We start from the raw sequence: 26,681 nt of genomic DNA on the forward strand, positions 1-26,681 counted from the left end.
GGATCGGGCGCAAAATTGAATATCACAGAATTATGACTGACACAAGTAGACCTTCAGATCATCACGATTTAAACCGATGGCTAGATGATACGCCTGGCTGCAGCCACCGGATTCATCTCAACAATGCCGGGGCCGGATTGATGCCTGTACCTGTTATCAATGCCGTCCGGGATTATTTGGAAAAGGAGGCACGCTATGGCGGGTATGAGGCGGCGGATGCTGCCTCCGGGGAGATCCATTCCTGCTATGAAGCGATCGGTCGGCTTATCGGCACAACAGCCTCCAATATTGCTATTGTGGAAAATGCCACCGTCGCGGTCTCGCAGGTGCTCAGTGCCTTTGAATTTCAGAGGGGGGATACGATTGTCACCACCAATGTGGTGTATTCCTCCAACCAGATTATGCTGCTTAACCTGGTCAATCGATTTGGGATTAAAATTATCCGTGCGAAAGATCTGCCCGAGGGCGGGGTGGATCCGGACTCGGTTCGCTCGCTGATTGAAAAGCACAGCCCGCGTCTTGTGATGATGAGCTGGGTGCCCACCAACTCCGGACTCGTTCAGGATGCCCGGTCGGTCGGGGAAATATGCCGGGAAGCTGAGGTCCCTTTTGTGCTTGATGCCTGCCAGGCCGTGGGACAACTGCCGGTGGATGTCAAGGAACTGAAGTGCGACTTCCTGGCCGCCACTTCTCGCAAATTTTTACGTGGTCCCCGGGGATTGGGCTTTTTATATGTTTCCGATCATATGCTGGAGCAAGGGATGTTGCCGATGTTTCCTGATACCCGCGGCGCTAAATGGACGGGCGTTGAAGAGTTCCGGGCGGAATCGGATGCCAAACGATTTGAAAACTGGGAATTTCCCTATGCACTTGTGTTGGGATTGGGGGCGGCCGCAAGGTACCTTCAGTCCGTCGGCGTTGAAACAGCAAGCCGGCGGGCCCTTGATCTGGCTGCGTACACGCGTGAAAAATTAGCCGGTCTCGAAAGGGTGCGGGTACTGGATCGGGGACAGAACCAATGTGCAATAGTAACGGCTGCGATCAGGGGCATGGCTGCTCCTGAAGTGGTGGAAAAACTGCGGGCTAAAAAAATTAATACCTCAGCCTCCATGCGGCACCACGGGATCATTGACATGGATGCCAAGGGAGTGGAGACGGCCTTGCGGATTTCCCCGCATTATTACAATACCAGGGAAGAGATTGACAGGACGACCGATGTCCTGAAAAATGTGGTGTAGTTGATAACCGCGTCGGGATGATTATGACTATTTAACCTCGTCTTAAAAGAGGAATTTTCTGTTCCTTTTCACATGACTCGATTAAGATTTGAAGCCGACGCTGCCGGGTCTTCTCTTTTTTGGCGCTCATCACCCAGTGGATGGAGGTCCGGGTATAGCCCGGCGCCAGCTCCTGGAAGAACGCCCACGCTTTGGGATTGGTTCTGATCTTTTCCTTGTATTCCTTTTTCAAACTGACCTCTTCCTGCTCATATGAGGCCTGGGCCGACTTTTCCTCATCGCGCTGCCGGTACGCCCGGAGTCCGGCCGGGTGCATGCGGCCATCTGCCTTGAGCCGTTCTACCGTTTCTATGTTTTTACGGCTCCAGTGGCTGTCCGGTTTTCGGGGGCTGAATCGAATCGTCTGGCTCGCTTACAGGTTCTTCACCCCAGTTATCGATGTTGAAGGAGCTGGTGGTTTGGGTACTCATATCAGAATTCCGTTCGTGAATTTTTGTTTTAAAAAAATTGACTTCGATCAAATATTATGATTGCTTTTGAATATATATTGTAAAAAACCGACAGTAGCATTATGGCGAAACCTAAAAAAGAAAACCCGAGAGGCGTGCTGAATCCCCATGAAGGGAAACATCATTTTGATCTTTCCCGTTTTCATCCGCCGGACGATCTGCAATATTTTTTGGAGCACTTTTGGATTGTGGAAGTGACAGGTAAATTTACTACTCCACTCAACAGATGATTGAAAAGATAAAAATTTTTAATTTTCTGTTACGCTGTACTGATAATCCAAGAGAACGAAATGGATAAATTCCCTGCCTTAGAAACAGATAGACTCCGGCTCCGCAAACCTGCGGCAAAAGATCTGCCAGATATTATCGAATATGCCGGCAACCCGAAGATTGCGGAAATGACGTTAAACATTCCATATCCCTACCGCGAGAAAGATGCCATATTTTTTCTTAATAAAGCCAATCAGGGGGTTGAAGATGAATCTGAATATATATTTGCGATCTGTCTGCAGCCCGATGATCAATTGGTGGGAGTAACCGGATTGAAGATCAATCCCCGGTTCGACCGGGGGATGTTGGGATATTGGATTGGAGAACCTTTCTGGAATAACGGCTATGCTACGGAAGCAATAGAAGCCATATTAACGTTTGGTTTCAGAGAAATAAGACTTAACAAAATTGTTGCTACTCACTTTCCAGAGAATCCCGCATCCGGGAAAGTAATGTCTAAAAATGGAATGAAAAAAGAAGCCAGGCTTACCGAACATGTAAAGAAACAGGGTGTATATAAGGATGTTGTCCAATACCGATTGACCCGTACTGAATTTCTGGAAAGACCATGATGGTTGTTCATAATCACAGTAACAATAAAGTTCATTTCTAAATATCTTGGTGCTATGAGTATAACCCCGTTTTCAGATAAGTATCATACCGCAACGCCCTACTTGTTGGTGGAAGGAGTTGCTGGACTGGTCGATTTTTTAGCGAATGCATTCGGAGCGGAGAAAACTATATGGCTCGAACGAAATAACGGATCAATCATGCATGTAGAAGTGCAAATTGGGGATTCCATCATCATGATGGGAGAGCCGACGGATGAATTCGATTCCATGCCCGGCTCGATCTACCTGCGTGTTGAGGACTGTGATGCCACCTACCAAAAGGCACTCGAATCTGGCGGAGAATCGATCATGGAGCCTACCGACATGCATCATGCAGGAGAGCGGTATGGCGGAATCAAAGACCCGGCAGGAAATATCTGGTGGATTGCGACTCATATCGAAGATGTGTCACCAGAGGAACAGCAGCGACGAATTAAGGAGAGTGGAACATTATGAGAATACTCAATCTCTGGCACACCCTGCATAACTGTACATGAACTGCAGGACAGCAGCCGCTAACTTTGGAATGAATTGAAATCAAAAACGGAAGGTCATTCATATGGATTGGCTCGATAAAATGAACGGGGCGATGAACTATATCGAGGACAACCTGACGACTGAGATTGACTATTGGGAAATAGCCAGGAGTGCTTGTTGTTCGGAATATCACCTTCGCAGAATGTTCCCCTTTATTACCGGTGTTTCTCTTTCGGAGTACATTCGCCGGAGACGCCTTAGCCTGGCGGCTTTTGAGCTGAATAGCAATAATATTGCTGTTCGAGATGTCGCCACGAAGTATGGGTATAGCTCTCCCGATGCATTTACAAGAGCATTCAAAAACTGGCATGGAATAACTCCATCCGATGCTCGAAAGCATGGGGAGCAGCTGAAAGCCTATCCCAGAATGATCTTTCATCTATCCATAGAAGGAGGAGTTGAAATGAATTATCGAATTGAAGAAAAGAACACATTTAATATCGTTGGAATTATGAAAAGAGTTCCGATCGTGTTCGAGGGACCTAATCCTGAAATTGAATCGATGTGGAAAGAGCTTGATGAACAGCAGTTAGCGCGACTTAAAGAGCTATCGAATGTAGATCCCAAAGGAATAATTAGTGCATCGACCAATTTTTCTGAGGGTCGTATGGAAGAAGAAGGAGAGCTGGATCACTATATCGGGGTAGCGACCACAAATAAAGCGGGCGATAACTTTGCCCAACTAACAGTCCCTGTTTCTACATGGGCGGTATTTGAATCGATAGGTTCATTTCCTGAAACACTGCAGGAAACATGGGGACGCATTTATTCCGAATGGTTCCCTACTTCAAATTATGAGTTAGCCAAAGGTCCGGAAATGCTTTGGAACGAGAATAAAGATACGGATTCTGCGACGTTCAAAAGTGAAATCTGGATTCCTGTATCAGAAAAATAATCCATTAAATTAACGGGTATACCCGGCACTTGCTGGTGTACCCGTTATTTAAAATTCTAAAAGATGAAAATTTGTGTAGCCCAAACGCATCCTGTGAAGGCAGAGGTGGAGAAAAATATCCAGAATCATAAAAGAATCATTAAGACAGCTCTCGACCACGAGGCGGAGATGATTATATTTCCCGAATTATCACTAACTGGATATGAACCGGAGCTTGCCGAACAGCTGGCAACCACCAAAGATGATACCCGCTTTAATGATTTCCAAAAACTTAGTAATAAGCATCAAGTTACAATCGGTGCTGGCATGCCGCTAAAATCTGACCATGGAATTATTATAGGGATGGTGATTTTCCAACCCGAAGAAGAACGCCGGGTATATGGCAAGAAATATTTGCATGCTGATGAGGAGCCTTTCTTTGTAAGTGGTTCGCATTTACCGGAACTGCTGGGGGAGCAAAAAAATATAGCACCGGCTATTTGTTATGAGCTGTCGGTTCCGGAACATTCGGAGCAAGCTTATGAAGCTGGATCGAGTATTTACATAGCGAGTGTGGCAAAATTTCAAAATGGTGTTGAAAAAGCCAAGGAACAATTGTCAACCATTGCCAAGAAATATTCGATGACGGTGCTGATGGCCAATGCCGTGGGACAAGCAGATGGTGATATCTGCGCCGGTCAATCTGCGGTTTGGAATAAGAAAGGGGAGTTGCTCGGGCAGTTGGATGAGACTGAAGCAGGCAAAATTATATTCGATACAGAATCCAATAATATGACCCAAAGATCTCATTTTCCTGATTCCAGGCCGTAATGCTTTAAGCTAAACTGCTCCTCGAAACCCAGTTTCACATACAATCCCTTGCCCATATCTGAGGCCTGCAGGGTAGCATAGTCCTTGCCGGTTTCAATGGCCTGGTTCAACAGGTGCTTCATGATTTTTCCGGCAAATCCACGTCTCCGCATTTCGGGGATAACACCCATACCGTGAATACCCGAGACGTTTGCTGTATTGAACTGTATGGCCGTTCCTACCGGCTGGCCCTGGTAGGAGGCCAGGTAGAAATTGATATCACCGAAGGTTTTCAGGAGGATTTCGGGGCTTATTCGATATCCAAACGCCTCAGGATAAATTTCAGCCCATGATTTCGCTTTCTCTTCGCTCGAAACAAGCTGGATATCTAAGCGTCCCTGCTCTTCAAAGGGATCAGCCAGTTCAAGCGACATGCCCAGCAGTTCAAATTGCTCGGTGCAGCCGTTGGCCTCCAGCTGCTCATGGTATCCGTCGCTGTCATCAATATCCCAAACGGGAAGCACGAGGTCTGTGGATGTCGATCTCATTATATCCAATGCCTTCCTTACAGTTTTCTCGTTTTTGATTTCCCCATTAAACCACAGCCGGTTAGGCCAGTCCGAATTGGGGACCAGACAATAGTCAAAGTCAGATCCTTTGACATAGGAGTCAAACGGAATACCCGCGGTCTTCCAAAGGGAGGTAAGGTTTTTGATGTTCGCTTGTATAAGTTCTGAATTCTTCATTTTAACTGGATTAATACGATTCCGATTATCATTGATATTACGCCGATTACTCGTCGTATAGTGATCGGTTCGGTCGGCAGGTTCAGCCAGCCGAAATGTCCCGCGATAACGGAGAAAATAAGCTGTCCGCAAAGCCCGAGCGAGATCATGGTGGAGATGCCCAGTTTCGGGATGGTGTAGTAGTACAGGCTGATTCCCAGCACGCTGAAGAGTCCGCCCGCAAACCACTTGTACCAGGGGATTTGGGACAGTCCCTTCCAGCTGGGCAACTGTTCAACACTAACGGCGGCAACCACTATGGCAAACAACGTGCTGAAAAAGAACGCCACAACCGAAGCCAGCAGGGGATTTTTAAGCAGCACACCCAGATGGGCGTTGAGAGCGCCCTGCATGGCCAGGAAAACACCACCGACAAACGCTAATGTGATCAGAAACAGGTAATTCATTGGTTAAAAAGCTTGTTTTGGTTTCTTGATTACGATCTGTGATCAAGATATTGCAGCTGATATACCTTTGCATTTACATAGGTTGATTCAGCGGTTATTATTCAGCTTTTTTCTGATGCGGCTGAGCTGGGTGGGCGTAATGCCCAGGTGGGCGGCAATATGCCTTTGCGCGATACGATTATCAATATCCGGGTGCCTGTCCAGGAGTTTCTGGTATCGCTGGGTGGCATTTTCCATGACGAGGGAGATCTCCCGCTGCTCCTTGTCAAGGATCCAGTTTTTCTCCAGGTAGGCGATATAAAAGTCTTTCAGATCCTGGTGCTCATCAATGAGTTTCCGGTACTTGAAATAATCCAGGTTGATGATAATGGAATCTTCAAGCGCTTCCAGGGTAAACTCAGATGGGGCTTTTTTGAGCAAAGAGACTTTGGATCCGGCAAATCGCCCATCCAGAAATAGGTTCTTGTTATAAACATTGCCATCATAATCGGTGACAAATGCCCGAAGTGCTCCCTTGCAAATAAAGTGAAAGTCCCGCGCCACCTGTCCCTCACGAAGCAATATTTCGCCTTCTTCCAGGGTTTGGAAGCGTACGAGGGATTCAATCATCGCCCATGAATTGTCACTGACACGGGAATAGCTTTCAAACTTGGTTCTCAGTTTCGATATATATTTTTCTTTGTTGATTTCCATCTCTTCTCAACTTCGTCAGATTACTTCAAACAATTGATGTTCGGGTTTCCTCACCTTATCCGCAAATTGTCGTTGATCATTGGCGGTGCGATAACCAATGGTAGCAATGACCGAAGCATTCAGTCCTTGTTCTTCCAGTCCCAGTATCTTATTGTATTGATCAGGTTCAAACCCCTCCATGGGGCAGGCGTCAATTTTCAGCTCGGCGCAGGCGGTCAGCAGATTCCCCAGCGCCAGGTACGTTTGCCGGGCTGTCCAGTGAGGCTTCTCAATATTCGATTTATTATTGATATCATCTTTCATAAAATCACCGTAATCTACCAAATCCTGCATGTCGATATTTTGTATTTTTGACTTCCGTTCCAGGAATTCATCCACATGATGGTCTTTAACCTCCGTATAATTGCAGAATACGATCAAATGAGAAGAATCCGTAATTTGGTCTTGTTCAAATGAGGCAGGTTTTAGTCTTTTCTTAAGCTCCTGATCCCCGATGATCAACACCTTATAGAGCTGAAGTCCGTACGAAGAAACAGACAGTTGTACTGCTTTTTTAATCTTTTCCAGATCTTCTGCGGGAACTTTTCTTGTGGGATCAAATTGTTTGGTGGCATATCGCCATTTCAAATGTTCGATCAATTGCATTGCTAATATTACTTTTTTTTGGGATTCAAGTGAATTCGTCCAAAAAGTATGTGAGGGATTAAAGCCTTGCATTTACATATGTTGATTTAACTCGTCGATCGGAACGTTAGCAGCAATCGGCGCCGGCACGGATAGTAAACGTTGCTTCCATTGGCCAGCAAGCCCTGGACTTTGACAATCTGATGCTGGAGAATGGCTACTCCGGTAATCGCGCCTATTGCCAGAGCAAGCTAGCGCAGATCATGTTTACCATAGAGCTGGGCGATCGGCTGGGAGACTCTCAGGTCACCGTCAACGCCCTGCACCCGGCAACTTACATGGACACCAATATGGTCCGCGAGGCGGGCATCAGTCCCGCAAACAGTGTTGAGAAAGGAGCTGAAGCGGTAGCATATGTCGCAACTTCTCCGGAACTGGCGGGCGTTACCGGCGAATTTTTTAACGTTAAACGCCACTCGCAGGCCAACAGTCAGGCCTATGATAAAAAGGCACGGCAACGTTTATGGGATATCTCTGAAGAGTTGAGGGGGCAGATCAAACATCTGAATACTTAATATGTTTTTGAAAAAATTACAGCCACCGCCACCTCTCACAAGTATCGTACGGTAATATTGGATCCTGGAAGGCCGCCCGAACAGATCAAAAGGGATGGGTGTACGTAAACGAAGAAAGCCTACAGACAAAAGCTGAGTTTAACTATTGGGTGGATCTGGCGCTTGACTTCAATCAAAATTAGTTTGAAAATGTGCGTATCGTATCAAAAATACGGCAGCTAAAATCATGATCAAGGATAGTGTAGTTTTAATCGTAATAAGCTCATCGGCTAATACCCATCCTAAGAATACAGCTACCATTGGATGTACATATGCATAGGTTCCTACAAGCGCTGGGGAGTATTCTTTCAGCAGCCATAAATAGGCCAAATAGCCAATGATGGAACTAAATACGATTAAAAATACCAAAGCGAATATTGAATTATATGTAACATCAAAAATAGAGAGCAATGTGTGCTCGCCAAAGAAAAATCCGATCAGGTACAAAAGAAAACCGGCCGTACCCATTTGGATGGCCAAATTCATAGGCAGAGAAACATTTTTGTTCGTTTTCTTGGAAAAAAGCGAACCCCAAGACCAGCACAAGGTTCCACCTAAAAGCACGATCAAGCCTACATAAAAAAGTTCTCGGTTATCGGACAGGTAGCCAAGCGTGTTGTAATCAGATAAAAGGGCGACACCGATCACTCCGATTCCAAGTCCCGCCCCTATATAAGGATTGTTGAAATTTTTTTTCCACCTTTCTTTATCAAAAACGACCATCCAAAGGGGGACTGTTGCCAATACGATGGCGGCCAGTCCGGAGGGGATATACTGCTCGGACCAGACAAGTCCTCCCGTCCCCAGTACATTCAGCCATATCCCCTGCTTGACAGACGGCAGGGCTGCTTTAAAAGTAGGTCTTGTCTCACCTCTGAATCGAATCCATAGGTATATGATTATTCCTGCAACAAAAAAACGGGTACCTGCCATCAAAAAAGGAGGAATAGACTCAATAGCAATCCGGATAGCCACAAAGTTAGCCCCCCAGACAAAATAAACAACTCCGAATGCCAGAAGGCCAATCCAACGATTTGAGATAGACGTCATAAATTTTTTACTGACTAATTTAATTTTAATAGTAAAAATATAATTATTTTATTTTTCTTGGCAATATTGTTTTATGAGTGATAGTAATTTCAACATTGGTAATCATTACTGGATCGGGATGCATTTTGCTACACTTCAGCTGGATAAGAGCTGTATTATATCGAAGTCCGGCCTGGATAGTATTTTCCTCGGAGTTATTGGTGCGTATGGTTTTGATGCGTAATTGGAATTGACTATAGCCCGAGCCTATTTCCCTGGATTAATAACCCGTATCCTGTAAAGGTACTCTGACAGGCTATTTTTTCGTTACCTTATAATGGCGGACATGTTCTTCAAATTCCAAGAGGAAGTCTTGATCTTCGGGATAATATTTGGCCTTAAGGACTTCACTGCCGGCAAATTTTTTTATAGCTTCTTCAGAAGTCCAGAATGTCAGCGTTTCAAAATGGGCGATCTCTTCTTCGATTCGATGTAAAATGGTTATCTTCAAACATCCATTAACCCTTTCATAATCCGGAATCGCCCGTTTTTGGAGAAATTCGAGATACTCATTTGCTTTTTCTGCAGGTGTAATTCCATGCCAAATACGTGCTATCATAACTAAGTATATTTTAGAGTAAATTAATGATCAGTTCCGTCATAAATCCACATAGGGATCGTATTTCCAGCTCGGTTGAATCCACAGGATTTGTAAAATCCTACTGCTTCCTTATCTGCTATTAACATATGTTGATGGTAGTCTTCATATTTTTTTGTGAGTAGCTTAAAGATATTCTTGCCAATTCCCCGGTTCTGAAATGAGGGAAGTACAAGGAGGTGCGGGTAATAAACGACACGAGATAGCCATCCGAAATGGCATTTCCAATACCTATCAGTTGGTTCTTACTCCAGGCAGAGACCAACGAGTGAGAATTGATTAATGCTTTATGAAGTTTGTTGGGTTTTTTAGCGGATGACCAATCATTTTGTTTATAGAGCGGTATAATTTGGTCAGGCGAAATCTCCTTTGTTTTACTATACTTAATATTCGTTGCTTTTTGCATTTGATGAAGTGGCTTGGACTTTGAAGTAAAAACAGGCTCCAGCTTAAGGAAAAGGACCCTTTTTTGTACGATGTCGTGCCAGTGGTGTGATTTTTTTATTTATTTTTTATGAAAATCGATGTGTTGGAACTATTTGATAAGACTCAGATCCTTAAATGGGAATAGTTTGTAGGAGTAGTTCATGGGACCAGGCTTGGCCTGATGTTTTCGTTGGTTCATTTTTTTGATTAATACAACTTGACCTAAATGATAGAGATCATGTTGAATAATCCCGTTCAACAGGTATCTGAAGGAATAGGATTGCCCTCCCACCGTTTTATCAAGGATGCTACCATCGCTTTCCCGTAATATTGACAATAGGTGTTGATGCTCGGTGGTAAGCTTGCCCATCAGATTATCCCAGGCATCTTTTTTTTCGGGATAAAGCCTTTGCCAACGAAAGCTATTTTCTTGACTGACATAATAATCATTATCGCCGAGTAGTCGCCTTGTGGCAAATACCCGATAGGTAATCAGATGAGCAACCAATTCTCCAATGGAGTGAATCCCTTCAGTGGGAGACTCAAATACATTATCCGGATCCACGGATTTCAGAATGGAATGGATAGGTTCGCCATACCAGGGATTTTTATCAAAAGTTTGGTCGAGTTGATTTATAATGTATGATATTTCGGAAGCATGCATAATGCTCGTTACTATTTTTTACTGTTAAAATAATTTATACCAGTAAAAAATTAATATAAAATGTCTTTACTTCCAAAATTGTTTTCAGTAGTAATATTATTATATTGAAAACAGTCAGCTAATTGTAATTTTGATTGATTTCAGATGAGTAAAGAACGCAGCATACAAACTTTGTCATTAGACGGGAACTGTCTTTGTTTCAATTTTATAAATACCGTCCACGACAGGAGTGAGGGAGTAGAGTCTTTTGAATATCTGAGCTCCTGTGAAAAATTGCTGGAGTGGTGTGAGCGTCTTACAGTAATCAACAAGCGACTGGTTGTTAATTAATTTATTTGAAATTAATTATTAGAACCAAATGAGAAATAGCCTTTAGACCTATAAAATGAAATACAAATTATGATCTCAAGACATTGGACAGGAGTTGCGAAAAAAGCAAGGGCAGATGAATATGTTCATCATCTTAAAACGGATACCTTTAAACAGATAGAGCAGATAGCTGGATTCATTTCAGCACAAATCCTAAAAAGAGAAGTCGAAGAAGGCATAGAATTTCTCATTATTACGGAGTGTGAGAGCCTTGATGCAATAAAACAATTTGCAGGAGAAAAGCTTGACAGAGCAGTAGTTCCACCCCCTGTTCAGGATATTATGGTACAGTATGATGATAAAGTCAGACATTATAAGGAGAGTTATAAAACCGCTTAATTAGAAAGTGAACGAATTGGATATGAGTGATCTCAAAATACAACCCGCAATAGTATCTGATGTTCCATTAATTCTTTCCCTGATAAAAGAGCTTGCAGCGGTGGAAGAGTTTCCGTTTGAAGTTACCGTGACTGCCGAAGATCTCAAGAAGAATTTGTTTGGCAAGCATCCATCGGCTGAGGCCTTATTGGTTTATGCAGGTGATGATCTTGCCGGCTTTGCAGTATTTTACCAAACGTTCGCTACAACAACGGGGCAACCCGGACTCCATCTCGATGACCTGTACATACGATCAGAATTCCAGGGGAGAGGTATCGGAAGAAAGGTTTTAGCCCATCTTGCCCGTATTGCAAAACAGCGCGATTGTGTCAGATTCGAGTGGTGGGTTTTGGAGTCAAATGTCCGGGCCAAAAATTTCTACGAAAAAATCGGAGCTCGGGAACTGGAGGAACTGGAAATTTATCGCCTCCGAGAAAATGGTATCGATGAACTTTCAAATAAGCTTGATAGGTAACGAGTAGTTACGGACAAGTCTTATATTTCCTTGCCAACCTAATTTTTTATGATTAATCTTTCATTTGTAAATAATTTCAACACATCGGCGACCGCAGCTTATGCGACCGGTCGTTCTATCACAGACTCATACTTTCGAAAATAGTTGAAATCCCCCTTACATCAATCATATCCTTTTTTTTATGATACCTGGAAGAACGTGTGCTTCCAAGCGATTATCCTTGCCATTGTTGTAACGCTCTTTCAGTATATTTTCGAACCTTTTACCTATGAATTTGGGGAACACCGGTTCTCATTTTTTACAATTTCACTACTTAACGGATTACTCGTCGGTTTAATCTTTCTTGGTTTTATAACCATTTCGAAAACTCTGGTCCCGAACTTTTTTCAAAGGTGGCAATGGACAGTAGGGAAAGAAATAGGATTTTGGGCCGGGCTTCTGTTGATAATTGGTGTTGGTATGTTTTTTCGGCGGGAACTGATATACGATAATCCGAATAATTTCTCTTTCAGATACTTGATAGCAGAAGTTGTCAACACATTTCTTGTTGGCTCGCTGATTATCGCCATTAGTGTAATGATCAATTATATACAACTGCTGAAATCAACTGCCAATAGGGAAAAAACATGGGATAAACTGGTCCGGGATTTTCAGAAAAGGCAGTATGAAAATCCGGAAATAATTATTAGAGCCCAAAGCCCTCAGGATAATATCAGGTTCCGGCTTTCTGATTTTATGTACGCCATGTCCGACGGAAACTATGTGAAATTCTATCTTCAAGACCAGGATGGTAACACCTCGCGACATATAAAAAGAAATACACTTTCAAATACCGAGGAGCAGTGCAGTAATTACCCAACTATCTTGAGAGTCCATCGCTCCTACATCGTAAATATACATAAGATCGACTCGGTCAGCGGAAATGCCCAGGGATATAAACTGACACTTGCAGATATTGAAGCTCAAATACCTGTATCCCGTAGCTATATTGATTCTTTTGAAGCAGCTGTGAAAGACTGATCGCAGCTTGTTGTACTACGGCTTTTACATCCACCACAAAATCTTTTCCATTCGTCCCATTCCCCTTTCTTGTAGTCTGAGGGTTACTAATTTAGCCCAAGGTCAGACTTCATTTCATTCCAACATAAACGTATCCCTAATCCATGAATACCATACTTTACCATCTGTTCGTATTTGTATTGATTGCTTCCGCGTTCCATCCAGTTCAAGCCCAACAAACACCGTCAGCAACTAATGACTCGGTTCAAAATACAGAAGGAGGTCCCACAGAGTGGGCGGCATACGGTCGAGATTTACAGGGAAGCCGGTATTTACCGGTATCAAAAATTAACCGGGACAATATTCACCAGCTTCATGTTGCCTGGTCCTATCGAACCGGCGAGGCAGAGTCTGAATATGCTACGGAAAAGCCGGCGTCTTTTCAGGCTACACCCGTTATGGTGGATGGGACCCTGTACCTCAGTACTCCCCTGGGACGAGTGGTTGCACTTGACCCGGCAACCGGGGAAGAGCTTTGGGAGTTCGATCCAAATATTGACCGCGATATTCGATATGGAGATTTTGCCAATCGCGGGGTTTCCGTCTGGTTGGATAAATCAGCATCGGAAAACGATCCATGCAGACGCAGAATTTTCGTGGGCACGGCACAATCGCAATTGATAGCATTGGATGCAAAGGAGGGCAAGCGTTGCAGTGGTTTCGGGCGAAATGGATCGGTAAATCTTTTGGAAGGGCTTCGAATACCGCCTCGTGAACCGGCGGCATTTACTCTCACGTCACCGCCACTCGCAGCAAACGGGCTGGTGGTGGTTGGTTCATCTATCGCGGACAACACCTGGCCCGATCCCGCAAGCGGTGAGGTCCGGGCCTATGATGCTCGTACCGGGGAGTTGGTATGGAGCTGGGATCCGGTTCCTCAAAATCCGGATGATCCCCCCTATGATGAATGGCGGGGAGAAATGGCGCACAAAACCGGCGGGGCGAACGCGTGGTCTGTTCTCTCTGCGGATCCGGATCGCGATCTTGTTTTTATTCCTACGTCCAGTGCGGCCCCGGACTACTATGGGGTCCTGCGACTGGGCGATAACCGGTATGCCAATTCGATTGTCGCACTCCGGCTTTCCACAGGAGTACGGGTATGGTCATTTCAAACGGTTCACCACGACTTGTGGGATTATGATAATGCCGCCCCGCCCGCGCTTACAACCATTCGAAAAGACGACGCAGAAATTCCCGCAGTGATACAGGCCACAAAAACCGGTATGATGTATATCCTCAACCGGGAGACTGGAAAACCGATTTTTCCTGTCCAGGAAAGGCCGGTCCCCGGTAGCGATATTCCGCTGGAAGAAGCTTCTCCCACGCAGCCTTTTACTGAAGTGACACCATCGCTCAGTCCCCACCAGTTCTCCCTCGAGCAGGTATGGGGTATTACCGAAGAGGATCGTTCTGCATGTTATGAAACGGTCAAAGGACTGCGGAATGAGGGCATTTTTACCCCGCCAAGCGAACAGGGCACATTGGTTATGCCATCGAATATTGGCGGTGCGCACTGGGGTGGGGTTGCAGTAGACCCTGTAAAGCAAATAGCCGTGGTTCCTGTCAACAGGACAGCAGCAATGGTGCAGCTGATTCCGCGTGAGAAGTATGATCCGGATCAATTGGGAGAAGAGGATAAACGCCTTGGTCACGATTATGAATACAACCCGATGTATGGCACGCCCTATGTGATGCGCCGCCGGCTGCTGTTGAGTCCGTCGGGGCTGCCATGCAGTCCGCCTCCATTTGGCTCGCTGGTTGCTATTAATCTGAAAACAGGTGACAAGCTCTGGGATGTTCCTCTTGGTTCTATGTCTCGGTTTGCCAAATCTGATAAAGCGGATTATATCCGTCAGATGGAGAGCTGGGGATCTGTCAATCTCGGTGGACCGATTATCACAGAGGGAGGGCTTGTGTTTATTGGAGCGGCGTTGAATGACCGGCTGCATGCTTTTGATATTGAAACGGGCCAACTGCTCTGGACCGGAACACTACCCGCAAGCGGTCGGGCTACTCCGATGAGTTATCAGCTTGCTTCCGGTGAACAGTTTGTGGTGATTTCGGTAGGCGGAGGCGGCTCGTTTGGAGAAGGAGATTATGTTGTGGCATTTCGGTTGAACCGTGATAGTCTTCGTATTGATTGAAGAAAACCAGCAGGTTAATGATTCTGCACTTATTGGATCTCTGATTACGGCATTGTTTGGGGAACTTGCATCGTGTGAGTTTTGAAATTTATCCGGATGGAATGCTCCCGGCTAAAGAAACTGTCGCTACTCTAAGAATTATTTTCGATTCATCTTTTCATATCAAACGTTGTTTTTGGTCAGAATGTTTGCTCCATCGTAGAGTATGATTCATATAAGATCAATTACCTCTCAGGTAATGAATTTTTATCGATTGCAGAAGTTTGATCATTATACTTTCGGGTAGGATAGACTAACAATTTTTTTAAAAGGACGTAGATAAGTAATTCTAATGAAAAGACGAAGATGAGAAAATCTTATACTACCTACAGTTTATACCATTTTTCTGCATTTTTATAGAAGATTTGTTCCTGCTGCTCTTTCGAGAAATGGTCTTTAATCAGGTCAATATCTCCAGAAGAAAAGGGTTCTTTTGCTCTTGTCGAAGGTAAGTCGGTACCAAATAATAAGGCTTCTGCATTAATGGAATATATTTTTTTCATTAGTGCAATGGGACTGAAGTCAAGTCTCCCGAAACCTGTGGCCTTTACCTTTATGCCCTGATCCACTAATTCAAATAGTTTATCTATCCCATCTTTGGTTAGACCCAGATGATCAATGGAAAAGGGGGGAAGCTGCTGCAGTATATCCCATATATTTTGCAGCGAATTATTTCTGATATATAATTCTGAATGCCAGCCAAATTTCTCGTGCAACCGGTTGGAAAGGTTAACCATCGTCTCTAATTGTTTCGGGCTTCCCCGAACGATATTAAAACGAACGGCCCGGACTCCCGCCTCAGCAAGTTGAACTAATTTTTCGTGGGAAATGTCTGCAGGAATATTTGCAACGCCCACAAAATTAGATCCTAATTGGTTCAGCGCATGGAGAAGGTACGTCTGATCAAACGCTTGAAACGAGCCGGAAACAAGGGCGCCCCCGGACACCTCGTAATCATTCATCCTGGTTTTATAGTCGTCAATAGTAAATTCGGGAGGCAGATATCCCTTGTTTTCCACAAGGGGAAAATCAAAATTAACAATGTGAAAATGAGCGTCAAATATCTTCATAAATTTATAAATAGTACGGTATTTGGATAATAAGCAGTATTCGTCGATAGCTTGTACAACAGCGAATCTTTTAAGGGGTTGACCATTGCCTACGCACGGCTATATCGCACCTGCTATTTGATAGTTTGCCGAATCTAAGCTACCATATGCTTATAATCTATTCAAAAATTCATTATAACAAGAACTCGGAATGGCTGCTCAAAATCGATCCCAATACCGTGAATTTTCACCACCGCCTTCTCTTTCGAAACAGATTCTTTGCGTCTGGACACAAAAAATTGAAGAAAAGGATGGTCCATATTGTCACTCTATTCTTCCCGACGGTTGCGTGGATATTGTCTGGATTGGAGATATGGAACCCATGGTAGCCGGACCGGCAACTCACCGTATCCTTGCTCAGCTCCCGGCTGGTACAAATGTTATGGGTGCACGCTTTCAGCCTGGCTGGGCCGGTAGTTTTCTTGGCCTGCCCGCAGAGGAGCTACTCAACCAACATGTTTCATTAACTGAAATTGCACATCCGGCTGCCCGACAATTGTCTCAAGAAGTTTTTAATTACAGATCGGAATCTTCGAGGTTGACTGCCATTATGGAAACATTGGAATCTTACCTGAAAAAGGAACCCTGCATTGATCCTGCGATCCAGGCTTGCGTTACCTGGCTTGTCCGTCACCCGGCGGGTCGTATATCTGATCTTGCTTCGCAAACGGGTCTGAGCAATAGGCAAATACGACGGAAGTTTAATGCTGCTGTAGGCTATGCCCCCAAAACCTTTCAGCGCATCGCACGTTTTCAACGGTTTCTGATGTTGTCTGAAGACGGACCTCTTGGAGTACAAGACCTGGCGGGTTTGGCTTATGTGGCAGGATATGCGGATCAGGCCCATATGGGTCGTGAGGTGAAGTTGCTGTCTGGTGACCCCCCACAGGTTCTATTGGAAAATAATGCTGTCAGTACATTGGCCATGTTTGATTTATTTGACGCTCAGGTAACACGGCAAAATTAATAATATAATGAAAATTGAAGACAGGCAGATGATCACATAGAGTTTTGCTGTTCATTATCTACTGCTGATAAAAAAGAAAATTCATCAATATATTTACCCGATAGAAACGAGATTTATAGCTTTCGGGTTTGTATTTACTCATCCTGTTTACAAAAGTGAATCATGTCTCAAATCAATATATTCCGGGAAATTGACGATTACATCAGAACGCTGGATTTAAATGTGGAGGCCAAACGCTCCGACTTTCTTGTATTCGATTATGAGCATGCCAACTGGGAGCATTATGACCGGTTGTCGACTTACAGGCAACATTATTTTGAGATCAATCTGGATATCACCAAAGGTTGTGATTCTCATGTTGATCAGTTCGAGTTGCCCACCATCACCAACCGGCTTACACTAATCAGTCCCCATCGATTGCAGACCACCGGATCTCACGAAGAAATGGAAAATGCATGCAAGGGGTATGGTATGTTTTTCAAGCCGGAGTTTATCCATGCTAATCCTGCCAACAATACTTTTTTGAAGGATTTTCCTTTTTTCAGCCACTTGAATCCACCGGTCATTTCACTAAATAACGACGAGATCGACCTGCTGGCGGATATTATCCGGAAACTTAAATATGAGTATGATACTCGGAGCGTTTTTAGTAAAGAGATCATTAAAAACTATCTGAACATTCTATTCCTTAAAGCAAAAGAGCTTTATTCATCTCCCTCAAATCGATATAAAAACACGAGTCGTAATCAGCAGATCTATGATGAGTTCAGATGGCTGGTTCAACAACATTTTCTGGAGCTGACGTCAGTCCGAGCGTACGCGGATGAGATGCACCTTACTCCCAAGTACCTGTCCGAAACGGTTAAAGATGTCAGCGGGCAGGGAGCGCTCGATATTATTCATCAAACACAACTTAACCATGCCAAGGCCCTGCTTAGGCAAACGCCAAAGACCGTAAAAGAAGTGGCCTATGCGCTCAATTTTGATAATCCGGAATACTTTTCTGTTTTCTTTAAGCGGCTAAGTGGAGAGAGTCCCTCTCAATTTCGCATCTCTGAGTGAAGGAATTTCTCAAATATTAGAAATCTTGGGTGGCATACCGTTGACTTTGAAGCTATTCCCATTCCCAATTCCGTAATTTTCAAAGCCTTTCCCGAGATTTTCTCAAGGCGTTTTTCTATCTGATTTCTGATGTTTGCAAGGGAATCAAATTGAGTAATAAAAACATGACAATAGCATGGACCAACCAGATTATAATATACCAGCCAACATGAAAGCCATCGCCATAGACCGTTTTGGTGGCGCCGGCGAACTCAAACTTCAGACGTTGCCGGTCCCCGAGATCGTTCCCGACGAAGTTCTGATTCGCATCGAGTGGGCAGGCTTGGGATCGTGGGATGTTGAAGAGCGGGAGGGACAATATGCCGAGTATCTTGGAGAGCCGACATTTCCCTACGTGCTTGGCTGGGAAGGAGCGGGCAGAGTCGCTGCCGTCGGTGAGCGGGTCAGCCGCTTTAAGCAAGGCGACCGGGTGTATGCCGCCAACTTCCCGAAACATAACGGCGGTGGGTTCTACGCCATGTACGCTGCGGTAAAGGCCGACTGCGTCTCCCATATTCCTGAGAATCTTCCTTCTAATCAGGCGGGGGTGATGACCGTTGATGCCATAACTGCGCTGACCGGTTTAGATAATGTGCTCAACCTGAAACAGGATCAATCACTCATGATCTTTGGCGCCAGCGGTGGTATTGGGCATATGGCCGTGCAACTTGCAAAACAGATGGGGGCGCGGGTTTTTGCAGTAGCTTCCGGCGATGATGGCGTGGAGTTCGTTCAACAGCTCGGTGCCGATGTTGCCGTAGATGGTCGGCGCGAAGATGTTGTAAAAGCCGCAAAAGATTTTGCACCAGAAGGACTTGATAAGGCGCTTGCCACTGCGGGTGGTGAAGCAGAAGACCGGGCATTGACAACCGTTCGTGAAGGAGGACGCGTAATTTATCCCAATGGAGTAATTCCCAAACCGAATGTTACTACCGGCATAAATCTCCAGAACTACGACATGCTGCCCATTGGTCGACAGTCGATTGACAAACTAACCTATCTGATTAACGAGGGACCGTTCAAAGTCCATATTGGAGGCACATTTTTACCTGAAGAGATCAAAAAAGCGCACCGGGCGCTTGACGGACATTATCTCGGGAAACTTGTTCTCACATTCCCTAACGGTGAAGATTGATACGGTTCATGTGAGATGCATGAAAACATTGTTCATGTACCAGCCAAACAGATCCGAATTCGGATCACGGCAGGCTTGTAGCAGGGCATTGTGCAACTTGTCCTTATTAAACCCAAGCCAGTTTGTTGTGTCAGCAAAAATTTATCTTACTTATTGAGCACTCGAAATACTATCCAAGAAGTTGCACTCATTAATCGGATTCGGCATATTACCCACGAACGAAGTCGAATATTTCGTTATTGACTTCATCGGATGACAGATTATGTCCAAGTCCTTTGGTTACTATTAAATCTGCATCCGACCATTTTCGATCCAATTCTTCTGCATATGCGAACGGAGCAAAACGGTCGTTTCTGTCATGAATGATCAGTCCCGGTAGATCAAGCTGTTCGGCAAATCGGGATATGGCAATATTCTCTAAATCCACACCCGTTTCTTTTTCAAAATAGTTTCGAATACAGCGAAGCGCTTTTTTATTCAGGTCAAGACGCTGCTTAAAATAGGAGAGAAAATCCTCTGTTTTTCCCGGCGTCCCGATAACAACCAGATGTTCCGCTTTGGGCAGGTTAAATCTGCTGACTGCATAAAACGTGGAAAATGCACCCAGCGAGTGTCCGATGATCGTATCCAGCTTACCAATCTGTTGACCAAATTGCATAATGACTTCTCCGTACAGGGGCGCTGAGAAAAAATGTCCCCCGGACTGCCCGTGACCCGGGGCATCAATGGCATATACCGTATACTGCGAAGTCGGAAATAGGCGGACCAACTCCTTCCACCTGGCTGAATGGCTCTGCCAGCCATGCAGTAGCAAGATCTTTTTAGGTCCGTATCCCCATTGGTATCCCCGGAGGTTAAGTTCACAATGCTGAAACGAAATCGCTTTCGAACGGTCCAAAAACTGTTGTCCGGCAGGCGTAATATTTTTCTTTGCAGGCCAACCGAACAGTTTAAATCCGAGCCTGCCCGCATGATTCGGAGCAATATCTGCCATAGCGTTCAAATAGGTTCCGATAGTTCGTTCAATTTTTCGTCTCATTGTATAGTGTTCTATTAGATACCGATCGGTATTTATGGGGTTAAATTTTTTTAGTCTTCGATATCCGAAATCATACCATTTAAATGTTGTACTGTACTATCCATATCTGCAGTATCGTTTTTCAAACGGCTCATCATGATAGCTCCTTCAAGAAGGGCAATCATTACGCTGCTAAAATGTTCAGTATTTAAATCGCTCTTTAATTGGTTGTTTCTTTTTCCATTTTCAAGGATTCTCTGAAGGGACGATTCAATCATTCCCAAAAACCGAACGGCTTTTTTTCTCAGCACAGGATTAGCATCGTCGGCTTCCACGGCGGTGTTCAGCAGGGGACAACCGCCCTGGATGCAGGGGTGAGTCACATAAGTTTTATAAAAGCTGACAATCGCTCGCAGTTTTTCCGGAGCGGTTTCTGCCATTTTTATTTTTTGCCCGAGCTTATCCATCACCAGCTTAGCCATTTCGTCGAAAGCTGCCTCTTCCAGCTTCTCCTTATTCTGAAAATGCTTGTAGATCGCACCTTTGGTCAGCCCCGCGGCCTTGGTGATATCACTCAGCGAGGTGGCTTTATACCCTTTGGTATTAAACAAGCTGCCTGAGTGAGTCAGGATTTTTTCTTTTGTGCGTTCTGGATTTCTCATATATACAAGATACCGATCGGTATCGTAAGGTTCAATATATTTTACTGATATATGTCCGATTTATTCAATACTCAAGATTTTCATATAAGTAATTTTGTCTATCAGTTACTCATATATTAAAATTCTGTATGAAAATAGAACTAATAACCGAAGGTAAACAAAATGAAATCCAGAATAACTGTTATTACCATTGGCGTTGATGACTTGGAACAATCTCTTCAATTTTATCGCGACGGACTTGGTTTGTCTACAGAAGGGATCGTCGGAGAAGAATTTGAACACGGGGCGGTGGCCTTCTTTGATCTGCAGAACGGACTCAGATTAGCCATTTGGCCGCGTGAAAGTATCGCTCACGATACGGGTCTTTCTGAGAGTGAACCCAATCCTGCGGAATTCACTCTTGGCCATAATGTTTCTTCCAAAGCGGAAGTGGACGAGGTTATGAAACAGGCGGAAAATGCGGGTGCCCGAATCGCAAAACAAGCTCAGGACACGTTCTGGGGTGGGTATGCCGGCTATTTTCAGGATCCTGATGGTCATTTGTGGGAGGTCGTTTGGAATCCAGAGATGTTACCGGAGGATTAAACGCCAGAGATGGTCAGCAAATTTAGTAAGTATCCTTTCTGGGATTTTAAGGATAACTAATTGGATAAAAAATTATGAAAGAGAAATACCTTCATTTGGCACCAGCCCGCCTCCTTAGTCTTACTACTATCATCTTCGACTAACGCAAAAGGCGTTAAGCCGGATTCGATCAGATCAAATATGGGTTTTTGATCTATATCAAAAAATATATATAGCCTTAGTCACCACTTGCTATTATTGTGTAATAAAAAGTGAAGACTCGGCGATGATTTATTGGTGGACATTCCTATGCACAATTCGAAATTTAAAAATACTACTACAAAAACAACCCAATGGTTTATCTTACATTTTTGTTCATCTTGTTTACAAGTTTTCAGGAGACTCCTGCGGACCAATCAAGCCATATTGATTAATACCATTTCAGGCAAAGTTCGCGCCCGGGATACCGGAGAGACCCTGCCCAACGCCTCCGTTCAGGTAAAAGGGACGCAAATCGGTACCACAACGAATGCGGATGGCCGGTTTGCGCTGGTTGGTCTTGAAGCGGATTCCATTACCATTCGGATTTCCTATGTTGGGTACCGGGCCGAAGAACTTGAATAGTCAATTTCAACATTTCAAGCGCCCGCCGCGTAAGCGCAGGGCATGATAAGGAGCACTGCTGCTCGACAACTAACCCAATAGTGAGATGAGTTCAGATTTTTCAAACCTCGAAAGGCCGAAACATCCCATGCCGAAGTTCGTCAAAAAGGCGCTGGAAGAGCGGGGTCTGATGGAGGATTACAGGGAGCGTCCCGCTTACCAGCAAAACGACTATATCGGTTGGATAAACAAGGCGAAACGTCAGGAAACCAAACAGAAAAGACTCCGCCAGATGCTGCATGAACTCGAAGTGGGCGGGGTATATATGAAGATGGATCATCCTCCCTCGAAAAAAGAATAAAAAAAGTTCCTTGCACTCGTTCCCAACGTCCTGGTTGGGAATGCATAGCCGGAGCTCTTGGTCTCCGAGATGGTTGATCAGGCAACTGCGAATTTGCGAAATATTGATGTCACCGCACGCCTTACCCATTCCCCAAAACATGTTCCTTGCCCCAACTTGCCATTTCTTTAAACACAGGGGATAGGCTTTCACCTAACTCAGTTAGCGAATACTCTACACGGGGCGGTATCTCGTTGTATTCTTTTCGTTTGATAAGCCCGTCTTTTTCCAGTTGTCTCAACTGCTCGGTCAGGACTTTTCTTGAAATGCCCGGAATACGGACATCAATTTGGCCAAATCGCCTTGTACCTGAGGTGAGATTGTATAAGATGATCGGTTTCCACTTTCCACCAATGAGTTCAAGCATTGCTGTAATCGGACATTCTATGTTTTCTTGTGCATCAGTCATATTAGTTACCCTGACGTTACCACTTTTTGCCAGTTACCCAGAGGTAACCTGTTACTTTTTGTAACTATCATAAGTACCTTTTCGAAACCATAATAAATCATTCAATTTAAACATTCAAAGGATATGGTTTTGGTAGCAGGAGCAACAACACATTTAGGCGCGGCAACCATGGCATATTTGTTGAAAACACACCAGCCTACAACAGGGTGGTGTTTGCAAGAGACGAAAACAAAACAAGACGCTAATGGCAGACACAAGACGAAAGTGAGGGCTAACATCTGATTTGGTGATGGCCATTATCGTATTGTTTTCTCTTACGTCTTGCTCTGACAAGGAAACCATTGAAACGACTATAAATCAACCGTAACAAAAAGCGAATGCTATGAAGAACGTATTAATCATCGGTATGGATCCTCATACCATCGACTTTACAAATCCTGAAATCCCGGAAGGTCTGACCGCAGAGAAAATTGAAAGAGGGACCCAGACTACACTGGAGAAATTACATTCTTTGGGCTATGAGGCCGAACTATTTTTAATAGAAACAGGTGCTACTGATTTAAATAACCTTGAAGAACACCTATCCAAAAAAAACTTCGACGGAATTGTCATAGGAAACGGCATACGAAGCATAGCCACCAACTTCATTTTATTTGAACAAATTGTCAATACTGTACATGCCAATGCTCCAACATCTAAAATTATTTTTAATACTCTGCCCACCAACACCGATGAGGCGGTAAAACGCTGGTTGTAGAATGGGATAACCGAATCGGGACAAACTATCCATTTAAAGAGTTATGGCTCTTAAAGAGAAACTACAAATGCCGTCAAGGGTAGTGTTGATTTCACCGTGGTTAAATCTTAAGTGCAATACGGAGTCGCATAAAAGAAGAAAGGAAATGGACCCGATTCTTACCACGGATATGTTGCTGGAATATGCGAACTACTATGCCGGTGATGACCTTGATGAAGCTGATCCAAGTCAATTGAGCTTCACCAGCTTTCCCCCTTTGTTCATTCTGGTCGGCAGTAATGAAATACTGTTTGGTGATTCAAAACTTTTTTACGAAAAGGTAAAATCGTTGCAACCTCGCACGAAAATGAAAGAATATGAAGATCAAAACCACGTGTGGCTGCTGGCCGATATAGGATCTCAAGCCTCGCAAGATGCTTTGACAGATATAGAAAAGTTTATTGCCAAAGCAACAAACCGCTAACAAAGCAAATGGACGTGTTTTTCAGATCAGCTAAAGACACCACAAGAGACCGACCCAAAGCAGGACTTGATCAGGCATCGATCTATCTTTTTTGATCTGCATCAAATGAAATACCGACTTATTTTTTCATTTTGTAAATGGAATTTTAAGTAACTGAACAAAAATGAAAATCCGGACTTTACATTATTTCTCAGGGTTACTGATTGTCGTTTTTACAGCACTGCATCTGTTCAATCATTTATTCAGCATAGTTGGAGCTGATACCCATATCCAAATGATGGAGTTGCTGCGCACAGTCTATCGCAATAGTTTTGTTGAGTTTGTACTGTTGCTTGCAGTAGGGGTACAAATTTTCAGCGGACTTGCTCTTGTCTCAAGAAACAAAAGAAGTACTAATATATGGGAAAAAATGCATATTTATTCCGGACTGTATTTAGCATTTTTTTTAGCGATTCATACATCAGCAGTACTAACAGGACGATTTCTTCTGGAGCTTGATACCAATGTTTATTTCGGGGCCTCAGGGTTAAATTCTTTTCCTTATGTCCTGTTTTTTATTCCTTACTACGGATTAGCTATTAGTAGTTTTTTTGTACATATCGCCTGTATTCACTACAAAAGGATGAATAACCAGTTAGCTGGGCTCACCGTCGAAAGGCAATCAATACTGATTATTATTACAGGAGTTATCATAACTGTAATCATTTTTTATGGATTAACTGATGGGTTTAGAGGGCTTGAAATTCCAACAGAATACCAATTCCAAAATTTAAATTGTTGAATTGATAAGTAGCGGCACGATTTATAATAATAACTATATTGATGTAATTGTTGATCCATATGAACTGATTTTATCCTGTATTCGAAATACCAAACTGAAATATATCATGGTATTAGTTGACTATGCCTAAAAATCACCCATTTTTTCTCTGCTTATTACTCCTATGCTCTGTATCGATATCGCTAAGAGCACAGAGCGACAGCGTGTCTGATATGCAGCCCGTAGAGTCAGAAGCATTTGAAGTGATGCAGCAATTCTTTGACTATGACCAAACGGTACCTCTGGAAGCTGATGTAATTGGCCGGCTTGAAAAACCGGGATATATCCGTGAGAGGATATCCTTTCGGGGTGCACTTGGCAGCAAGGTTCCGGGATATTTGGCGCTGCCAACAAACAAAATGGGGCCTTATCCGGTGGTACTTTTGTTGCACGGGGTTACCAGCTCAAAAGAAAGTTGGTGGGAAGAAAACAGCACGATGAGGAAGTTAACCATTCAACTACTTGAATCCGGTTATGCTGCGCTTTCACTGGATACAGAATATCACGGAGAGCGTTCGTCGAATAACGAGTTGGATTCTCCAATAGCACTACTCGAGAATGAGCGATTTGTGCAGTACCGAGACATGATCATGCGATCCACTATTGATTACCGACGCGGGATGGATTATCTGACTACCCGCACGGAGATTGATACCACCCGAATCGGAATGATTGGATACAGTATGGGCGGTATGATGACTTTTATGCTCAGCGCTGTAGATTCCCGGATCAAAACCTCGGTAGCATGCGTTTCGCCGATTGTGACGGTTCCGTACCTCCCGACAGGAGTCCACCATCACGCTCCTTACATCCATGAAGTTCCCTTTCTCATGTTAATGGGGAAAAATGATGGACAAAATTATACCGAGGCGCAAGCCCGTCAGCTTCACGATTTAATCGGCAGTGATACCAAGGAGTTAATTTTCTTTGACAGCGGGCATATGCTGCCTGCTGAGTGGACTGACCGGGCCGTATATTGGATAGGTAAACACTTAAACTAAGTTTAGCACAGAAATAGCGATCTGTTTTTAGTAAAAGTGAAATAAAAAATGAGAGAAACTATTTATGAAAACCTTGAAAAATAAAACAGCACTGGTCACAGGAGCAAGCCGAGGCATTGGCCGTGGTATAGCCTTGGCTTTGTCGGAAGCTGGAGTTCAGGTAGCCGTCAATTATTACCAACCAAACGTTCAATATAGATGGGGATTTTATCCTTCATAATAGGGAAGAGCATTATTCCTCTAATTGGGTTGTCTAATTGTTTATCATGAGCTATAAATCATTATTACAATATATCGGCCGTCACATTACGCTTACGGATAAAGAGTCAGAGCTATTACAGTCTTTAACCCGGATCTTTAATCAGTTCTACTTTATGTTGGCGAACCATATACGAAAGTGGATAACAATAAGGCCGGAGAACATTTTTAACGGGCTCTTTCACATGCCAGGACAGGGTC

The 26,681-nt window shown here is 44.0% G+C and carries 35 protein-coding genes and 1 pseudogene; 23 read left to right on the forward strand and 13 right to left on the reverse strand.

Features of this window, described 5'->3' with window-relative positions:
• Window positions 1–32: 32 nt before the first annotated feature.
• Window positions 33–1,238, forward strand: coding sequence for an aminotransferase class V-fold PLP-dependent enzyme (locus BUB16_RS06270; protein ID WP_073060957.1), 1,206 nt, complete (start codon window positions 33–35; stop codon window positions 1,236–1,238).
• A gap of 31 nt (window positions 1,239–1,269) precedes the next feature.
• On the opposite strand, the gene BUB16_RS06275 is transcribed toward BUB16_RS06270, so the two are convergent.
• Window positions 1,270–1,554, reverse strand: coding sequence for a YdeI/OmpD-associated family protein (locus BUB16_RS06275; protein WP_073060960.1), 285 nt, complete (start codon window positions 1,552–1,554; stop codon window positions 1,270–1,272).
• A 255-nt stretch (window positions 1,555–1,809) separates the two neighbouring features.
• Between BUB16_RS06275 and BUB16_RS21410 the strand changes: the two genes are divergently transcribed.
• The 5 genes from BUB16_RS21410 to BUB16_RS06295 all read left to right on the forward strand — a co-directional run bounded on the left by BUB16_RS21410 (window position 1,810) and on the right by BUB16_RS06295 (window position 4,870).
• Window positions 1,810–1,977, forward strand: a complete 168-nt coding sequence (locus BUB16_RS21410) for a hypothetical protein (protein ID WP_170864300.1) — start codon at window positions 1,810–1,812, stop codon at window positions 1,975–1,977.
• 60 nt (window positions 1,978–2,037) lie between these two features.
• On the forward strand, window positions 2,038–2,589 hold the full coding sequence (locus BUB16_RS06280) for a GNAT family N-acetyltransferase (RefSeq protein ID WP_073060962.1): 552 nt from the start codon (window positions 2,038–2,040) through the stop codon (window positions 2,587–2,589).
• A gap of 54 nt (window positions 2,590–2,643) precedes the next feature.
• On the forward strand, window positions 2,644–3,084 hold the full coding sequence (locus BUB16_RS06285; RefSeq protein WP_073060965.1) for a VOC family protein: 441 nt from the start codon (window positions 2,644–2,646) through the stop codon (window positions 3,082–3,084).
• A gap of 103 nt (window positions 3,085–3,187) precedes the next feature.
• Complete coding sequence (locus BUB16_RS06290; RefSeq protein ID WP_073060968.1) at window positions 3,188–4,060, forward strand: AraC family transcriptional regulator; 873 nt, start codon at window positions 3,188–3,190, stop codon at window positions 4,058–4,060.
• A gap of 63 nt (window positions 4,061–4,123) precedes the next feature.
• Entirely contained in the window at window positions 4,124–4,870 is a 747-nt protein-coding gene (locus tag BUB16_RS06295) for a carbon-nitrogen hydrolase family protein (protein WP_073060971.1), read from the forward strand.
• Here the strand turns inward: BUB16_RS06295 and BUB16_RS06300 are convergent.
• The 4 genes from BUB16_RS06300 to BUB16_RS06315 all read right to left on the reverse strand — a co-directional run bounded on the left by BUB16_RS06300 (window position 4,846) and on the right by BUB16_RS06315 (window position 7,379).
• Window positions 4,846–5,595 carry a GNAT family N-acetyltransferase gene (locus BUB16_RS06300; protein WP_073060973.1) on the reverse strand — a complete coding sequence of 250 codons (750 nt, stop codon included), beginning with the start codon at window positions 5,593–5,595 and terminating at the stop codon, window positions 4,846–4,848. The genes BUB16_RS06295 and BUB16_RS06300 overlap by 25 nt on opposite strands.
• Window positions 5,592–6,041: a DMT family transporter gene (locus BUB16_RS06305; protein ID WP_073060976.1), complete on the reverse strand. Its 450-nt coding sequence runs from the start codon at window positions 6,039–6,041 to the stop codon at window positions 5,592–5,594. The genes BUB16_RS06300 and BUB16_RS06305 overlap by 4 nt, the downstream gene beginning before the upstream one ends.
• Window positions 6,042–6,128: 87 nt before the next feature.
• Window positions 6,129–6,734, reverse strand: a complete 606-nt coding sequence (locus BUB16_RS06310) for a Crp/Fnr family transcriptional regulator (protein ID WP_073060978.1) — start codon at window positions 6,732–6,734, stop codon at window positions 6,129–6,131.
• A gap of 15 nt (window positions 6,735–6,749) precedes the next feature.
• Window positions 6,750–7,379, reverse strand: a complete 630-nt coding sequence (locus tag BUB16_RS06315) for an NAD(P)H-dependent oxidoreductase (protein ID WP_073060980.1) — start codon at window positions 7,377–7,379, stop codon at window positions 6,750–6,752.
• A gap of 182 nt (window positions 7,380–7,561) precedes the next feature.
• Here BUB16_RS06315 and BUB16_RS06320 point away from each other — a divergent pair, with 182 nt between their 5' ends.
• Window positions 7,562–7,933 (forward strand): SDR family NAD(P)-dependent oxidoreductase, encoded by a 372-nt coding sequence (locus BUB16_RS06320; protein WP_073060983.1) that lies wholly within the window; start codon window positions 7,562–7,564, stop codon window positions 7,931–7,933.
• A 168-nt stretch (window positions 7,934–8,101) separates the two neighbouring features.
• On the opposite strand, the gene BUB16_RS06325 is transcribed toward BUB16_RS06320, so the two are convergent.
• On the reverse strand, window positions 8,102–9,022 hold the full coding sequence (locus BUB16_RS06325) for an EamA family transporter (RefSeq protein ID WP_073060986.1): 921 nt from the start codon (window positions 9,020–9,022) through the stop codon (window positions 8,102–8,104).
• A gap of 73 nt (window positions 9,023–9,095) precedes the next feature.
• Between BUB16_RS06325 and BUB16_RS21415 the strand changes: the two genes are divergently transcribed.
• Complete coding sequence (locus tag BUB16_RS21415) at window positions 9,096–9,245, forward strand: hypothetical protein (RefSeq protein ID WP_170864301.1); 150 nt, start codon at window positions 9,096–9,098, stop codon at window positions 9,243–9,245.
• Window positions 9,246–9,317: 72 nt separating this feature from the next.
• On the opposite strand, the gene BUB16_RS06330 is transcribed toward BUB16_RS21415, so the two are convergent.
• The 3 genes from BUB16_RS06330 to BUB16_RS06340 all read right to left on the reverse strand — a co-directional run bounded on the left by BUB16_RS06330 (window position 9,318) and on the right by BUB16_RS06340 (window position 10,749).
• The gene (locus BUB16_RS06330) at window positions 9,318–9,620 is read right to left on the reverse strand and encodes an antibiotic biosynthesis monooxygenase family protein (RefSeq protein WP_073060988.1); all 303 of its coding nucleotides are present in this window, start codon (window positions 9,618–9,620) and stop codon (window positions 9,318–9,320) included.
• 23 nt (window positions 9,621–9,643) lie between these two features.
• Window positions 9,644–9,805, reverse strand: a complete 162-nt coding sequence (locus tag BUB16_RS22360; RefSeq protein ID WP_434083887.1) for a hypothetical protein — start codon at window positions 9,803–9,805, stop codon at window positions 9,644–9,646.
• Window positions 9,806–10,194: 389 nt separating this feature from the next.
• The gene (locus tag BUB16_RS06340; RefSeq protein ID WP_073060991.1) at window positions 10,195–10,749 is read right to left on the reverse strand and encodes a DinB family protein; all 555 of its coding nucleotides are present in this window, start codon (window positions 10,747–10,749) and stop codon (window positions 10,195–10,197) included.
• Window positions 10,750–11,148: 399 nt separating this feature from the next.
• Here BUB16_RS06340 and BUB16_RS06345 point away from each other — a divergent pair, with 399 nt between their 5' ends.
• From BUB16_RS06345 to BUB16_RS06360, 4 genes are all read left to right on the forward strand, one after another.
• Window positions 11,149–11,457, forward strand: a complete 309-nt coding sequence (locus BUB16_RS06345) for a hypothetical protein (protein ID WP_073060993.1) — start codon at window positions 11,149–11,151, stop codon at window positions 11,455–11,457.
• 22 nt (window positions 11,458–11,479) lie between these two features.
• Window positions 11,480–11,971, forward strand: coding sequence for a GNAT family N-acetyltransferase (locus BUB16_RS06350; protein ID WP_073060996.1), 492 nt, complete (start codon window positions 11,480–11,482; stop codon window positions 11,969–11,971).
• 144 nt (window positions 11,972–12,115) lie between these two features.
• Window positions 12,116–12,991, forward strand: coding sequence for a LytR/AlgR family response regulator transcription factor (locus BUB16_RS06355; RefSeq protein ID WP_073060999.1), 876 nt, complete (start codon window positions 12,116–12,118; stop codon window positions 12,989–12,991).
• Window positions 12,992–13,134: 143 nt separating this feature from the next.
• A complete protein-coding gene (locus BUB16_RS06360) occupies window positions 13,135–15,174 on the forward strand; it encodes a pyrroloquinoline quinone-dependent dehydrogenase (protein ID WP_073061002.1) in 2,040 nt (679 codons plus the stop codon).
• A gap of 365 nt (window positions 15,175–15,539) precedes the next feature.
• Here BUB16_RS06360 and BUB16_RS06365 read toward each other — a convergent pair whose 3' ends face one another.
• On the reverse strand, window positions 15,540–16,283 hold the full coding sequence (locus BUB16_RS06365; RefSeq protein ID WP_073061005.1) for an amidohydrolase family protein: 744 nt from the start codon (window positions 16,281–16,283) through the stop codon (window positions 15,540–15,542).
• Between the two features lie 190 nt (window positions 16,284–16,473).
• On the opposite strand from BUB16_RS06365, the gene BUB16_RS06370 reads away from it, so the two are divergent.
• From BUB16_RS06370 to BUB16_RS06380, 3 genes are all read left to right on the forward strand, one after another.
• Entirely contained in the window at window positions 16,474–17,289 is an 816-nt protein-coding gene (locus tag BUB16_RS06370; protein ID WP_073061008.1) for an AraC family transcriptional regulator, read from the forward strand.
• A gap of 162 nt (window positions 17,290–17,451) precedes the next feature.
• Window positions 17,452–18,351, forward strand: a complete 900-nt coding sequence (locus tag BUB16_RS06375; protein WP_073061011.1) for a helix-turn-helix transcriptional regulator — start codon at window positions 17,452–17,454, stop codon at window positions 18,349–18,351.
• 175 nt (window positions 18,352–18,526) lie between these two features.
• Complete coding sequence (locus BUB16_RS06380) at window positions 18,527–19,525, forward strand: quinone oxidoreductase family protein (RefSeq protein WP_211483108.1); 999 nt, start codon at window positions 18,527–18,529, stop codon at window positions 19,523–19,525.
• A 208-nt stretch (window positions 19,526–19,733) separates the two neighbouring features.
• Here the strand turns inward: BUB16_RS06380 and BUB16_RS06385 are convergent, their stop codons facing one another.
• A complete protein-coding gene (locus tag BUB16_RS06385; protein ID WP_073061018.1) occupies window positions 19,734–20,564 on the reverse strand; it encodes an alpha/beta fold hydrolase in 831 nt (276 codons plus the stop codon).
• Between the two features lie 50 nt (window positions 20,565–20,614).
• A complete protein-coding gene (locus tag BUB16_RS06390) occupies window positions 20,615–21,205 on the reverse strand; it encodes a TetR/AcrR family transcriptional regulator (protein WP_073061021.1) in 591 nt (196 codons plus the stop codon).
• A 162-nt stretch (window positions 21,206–21,367) separates the two neighbouring features.
• On the opposite strand from BUB16_RS06390, the gene BUB16_RS06395 reads away from it, so the two are divergent.
• The 3 genes from BUB16_RS06395 (at window position 21,368) to BUB16_RS06405 (ending at window position 22,733) form a co-directional block, all read left to right on the forward strand.
• Window positions 21,368–21,790 (forward strand): VOC family protein, encoded by a 423-nt coding sequence (locus BUB16_RS06395; RefSeq protein ID WP_073061024.1) that lies wholly within the window; start codon window positions 21,368–21,370, stop codon window positions 21,788–21,790.
• A gap of 405 nt (window positions 21,791–22,195) precedes the next feature.
• Complete coding sequence (locus tag BUB16_RS21420; RefSeq protein WP_073061028.1) at window positions 22,196–22,393, forward strand: carboxypeptidase-like regulatory domain-containing protein; 198 nt, start codon at window positions 22,196–22,198, stop codon at window positions 22,391–22,393.
• Window positions 22,394–22,478: 85 nt separating this feature from the next.
• Window positions 22,479–22,733 carry a YdeI/OmpD-associated family protein gene (locus BUB16_RS06405; RefSeq protein WP_073061033.1) on the forward strand — a complete coding sequence of 85 codons (255 nt, stop codon included), beginning with the start codon at window positions 22,479–22,481 and terminating at the stop codon, window positions 22,731–22,733.
• A gap of 121 nt (window positions 22,734–22,854) precedes the next feature.
• On the opposite strand, the gene BUB16_RS06410 is transcribed toward BUB16_RS06405, so the two are convergent.
• A complete protein-coding gene (locus BUB16_RS06410) occupies window positions 22,855–23,181 on the reverse strand; it encodes a winged helix-turn-helix transcriptional regulator (protein ID WP_073061036.1) in 327 nt (108 codons plus the stop codon).
• Between the two features lie 382 nt (window positions 23,182–23,563).
• Here BUB16_RS06410 and BUB16_RS06415 point away from each other — a divergent pair, with 382 nt between their 5' ends.
• From BUB16_RS06415 to BUB16_RS21160, 5 genes and pseudogenes are all read left to right on the forward strand, one after another.
• Window positions 23,564–23,938: a hypothetical protein gene (locus BUB16_RS06415; RefSeq protein WP_073061040.1), complete on the forward strand. Its 375-nt coding sequence runs from the start codon at window positions 23,564–23,566 to the stop codon at window positions 23,936–23,938.
• Window positions 23,939–23,981: 43 nt separating this feature from the next.
• On the forward strand, window positions 23,982–24,401 hold the full coding sequence (locus tag BUB16_RS06420; protein ID WP_073061043.1) for an alpha/beta hydrolase fold domain-containing protein: 420 nt from the start codon (window positions 23,982–23,984) through the stop codon (window positions 24,399–24,401).
• Window positions 24,402–24,564: 163 nt separating this feature from the next.
• Entirely contained in the window at window positions 24,565–25,182 is a 618-nt protein-coding gene (locus BUB16_RS06425) for a succinate dehydrogenase/fumarate reductase transmembrane subunit (RefSeq protein ID WP_073061046.1), read from the forward strand.
• A gap of 212 nt (window positions 25,183–25,394) precedes the next feature.
• The gene (locus BUB16_RS06430) at window positions 25,395–26,222 is read left to right on the forward strand and encodes a dienelactone hydrolase family protein (RefSeq protein WP_073061049.1); all 828 of its coding nucleotides are present in this window, start codon (window positions 25,395–25,397) and stop codon (window positions 26,220–26,222) included.
• Between the two features lie 64 nt (window positions 26,223–26,286).
• Window positions 26,287–26,397: pseudogene (locus BUB16_RS21160) on the forward strand (SDR family NAD(P)-dependent oxidoreductase); the annotation flags it as partial.
• Window positions 26,398–26,681 lie beyond the last annotated feature (284 nt).

This window comes from Fodinibius roseus, assembly GCF_900129315.1.
GTDB lineage: Bacteria > Bacteroidota > Rhodothermia > Balneolales > Balneolaceae > Fodinibius > Fodinibius roseus.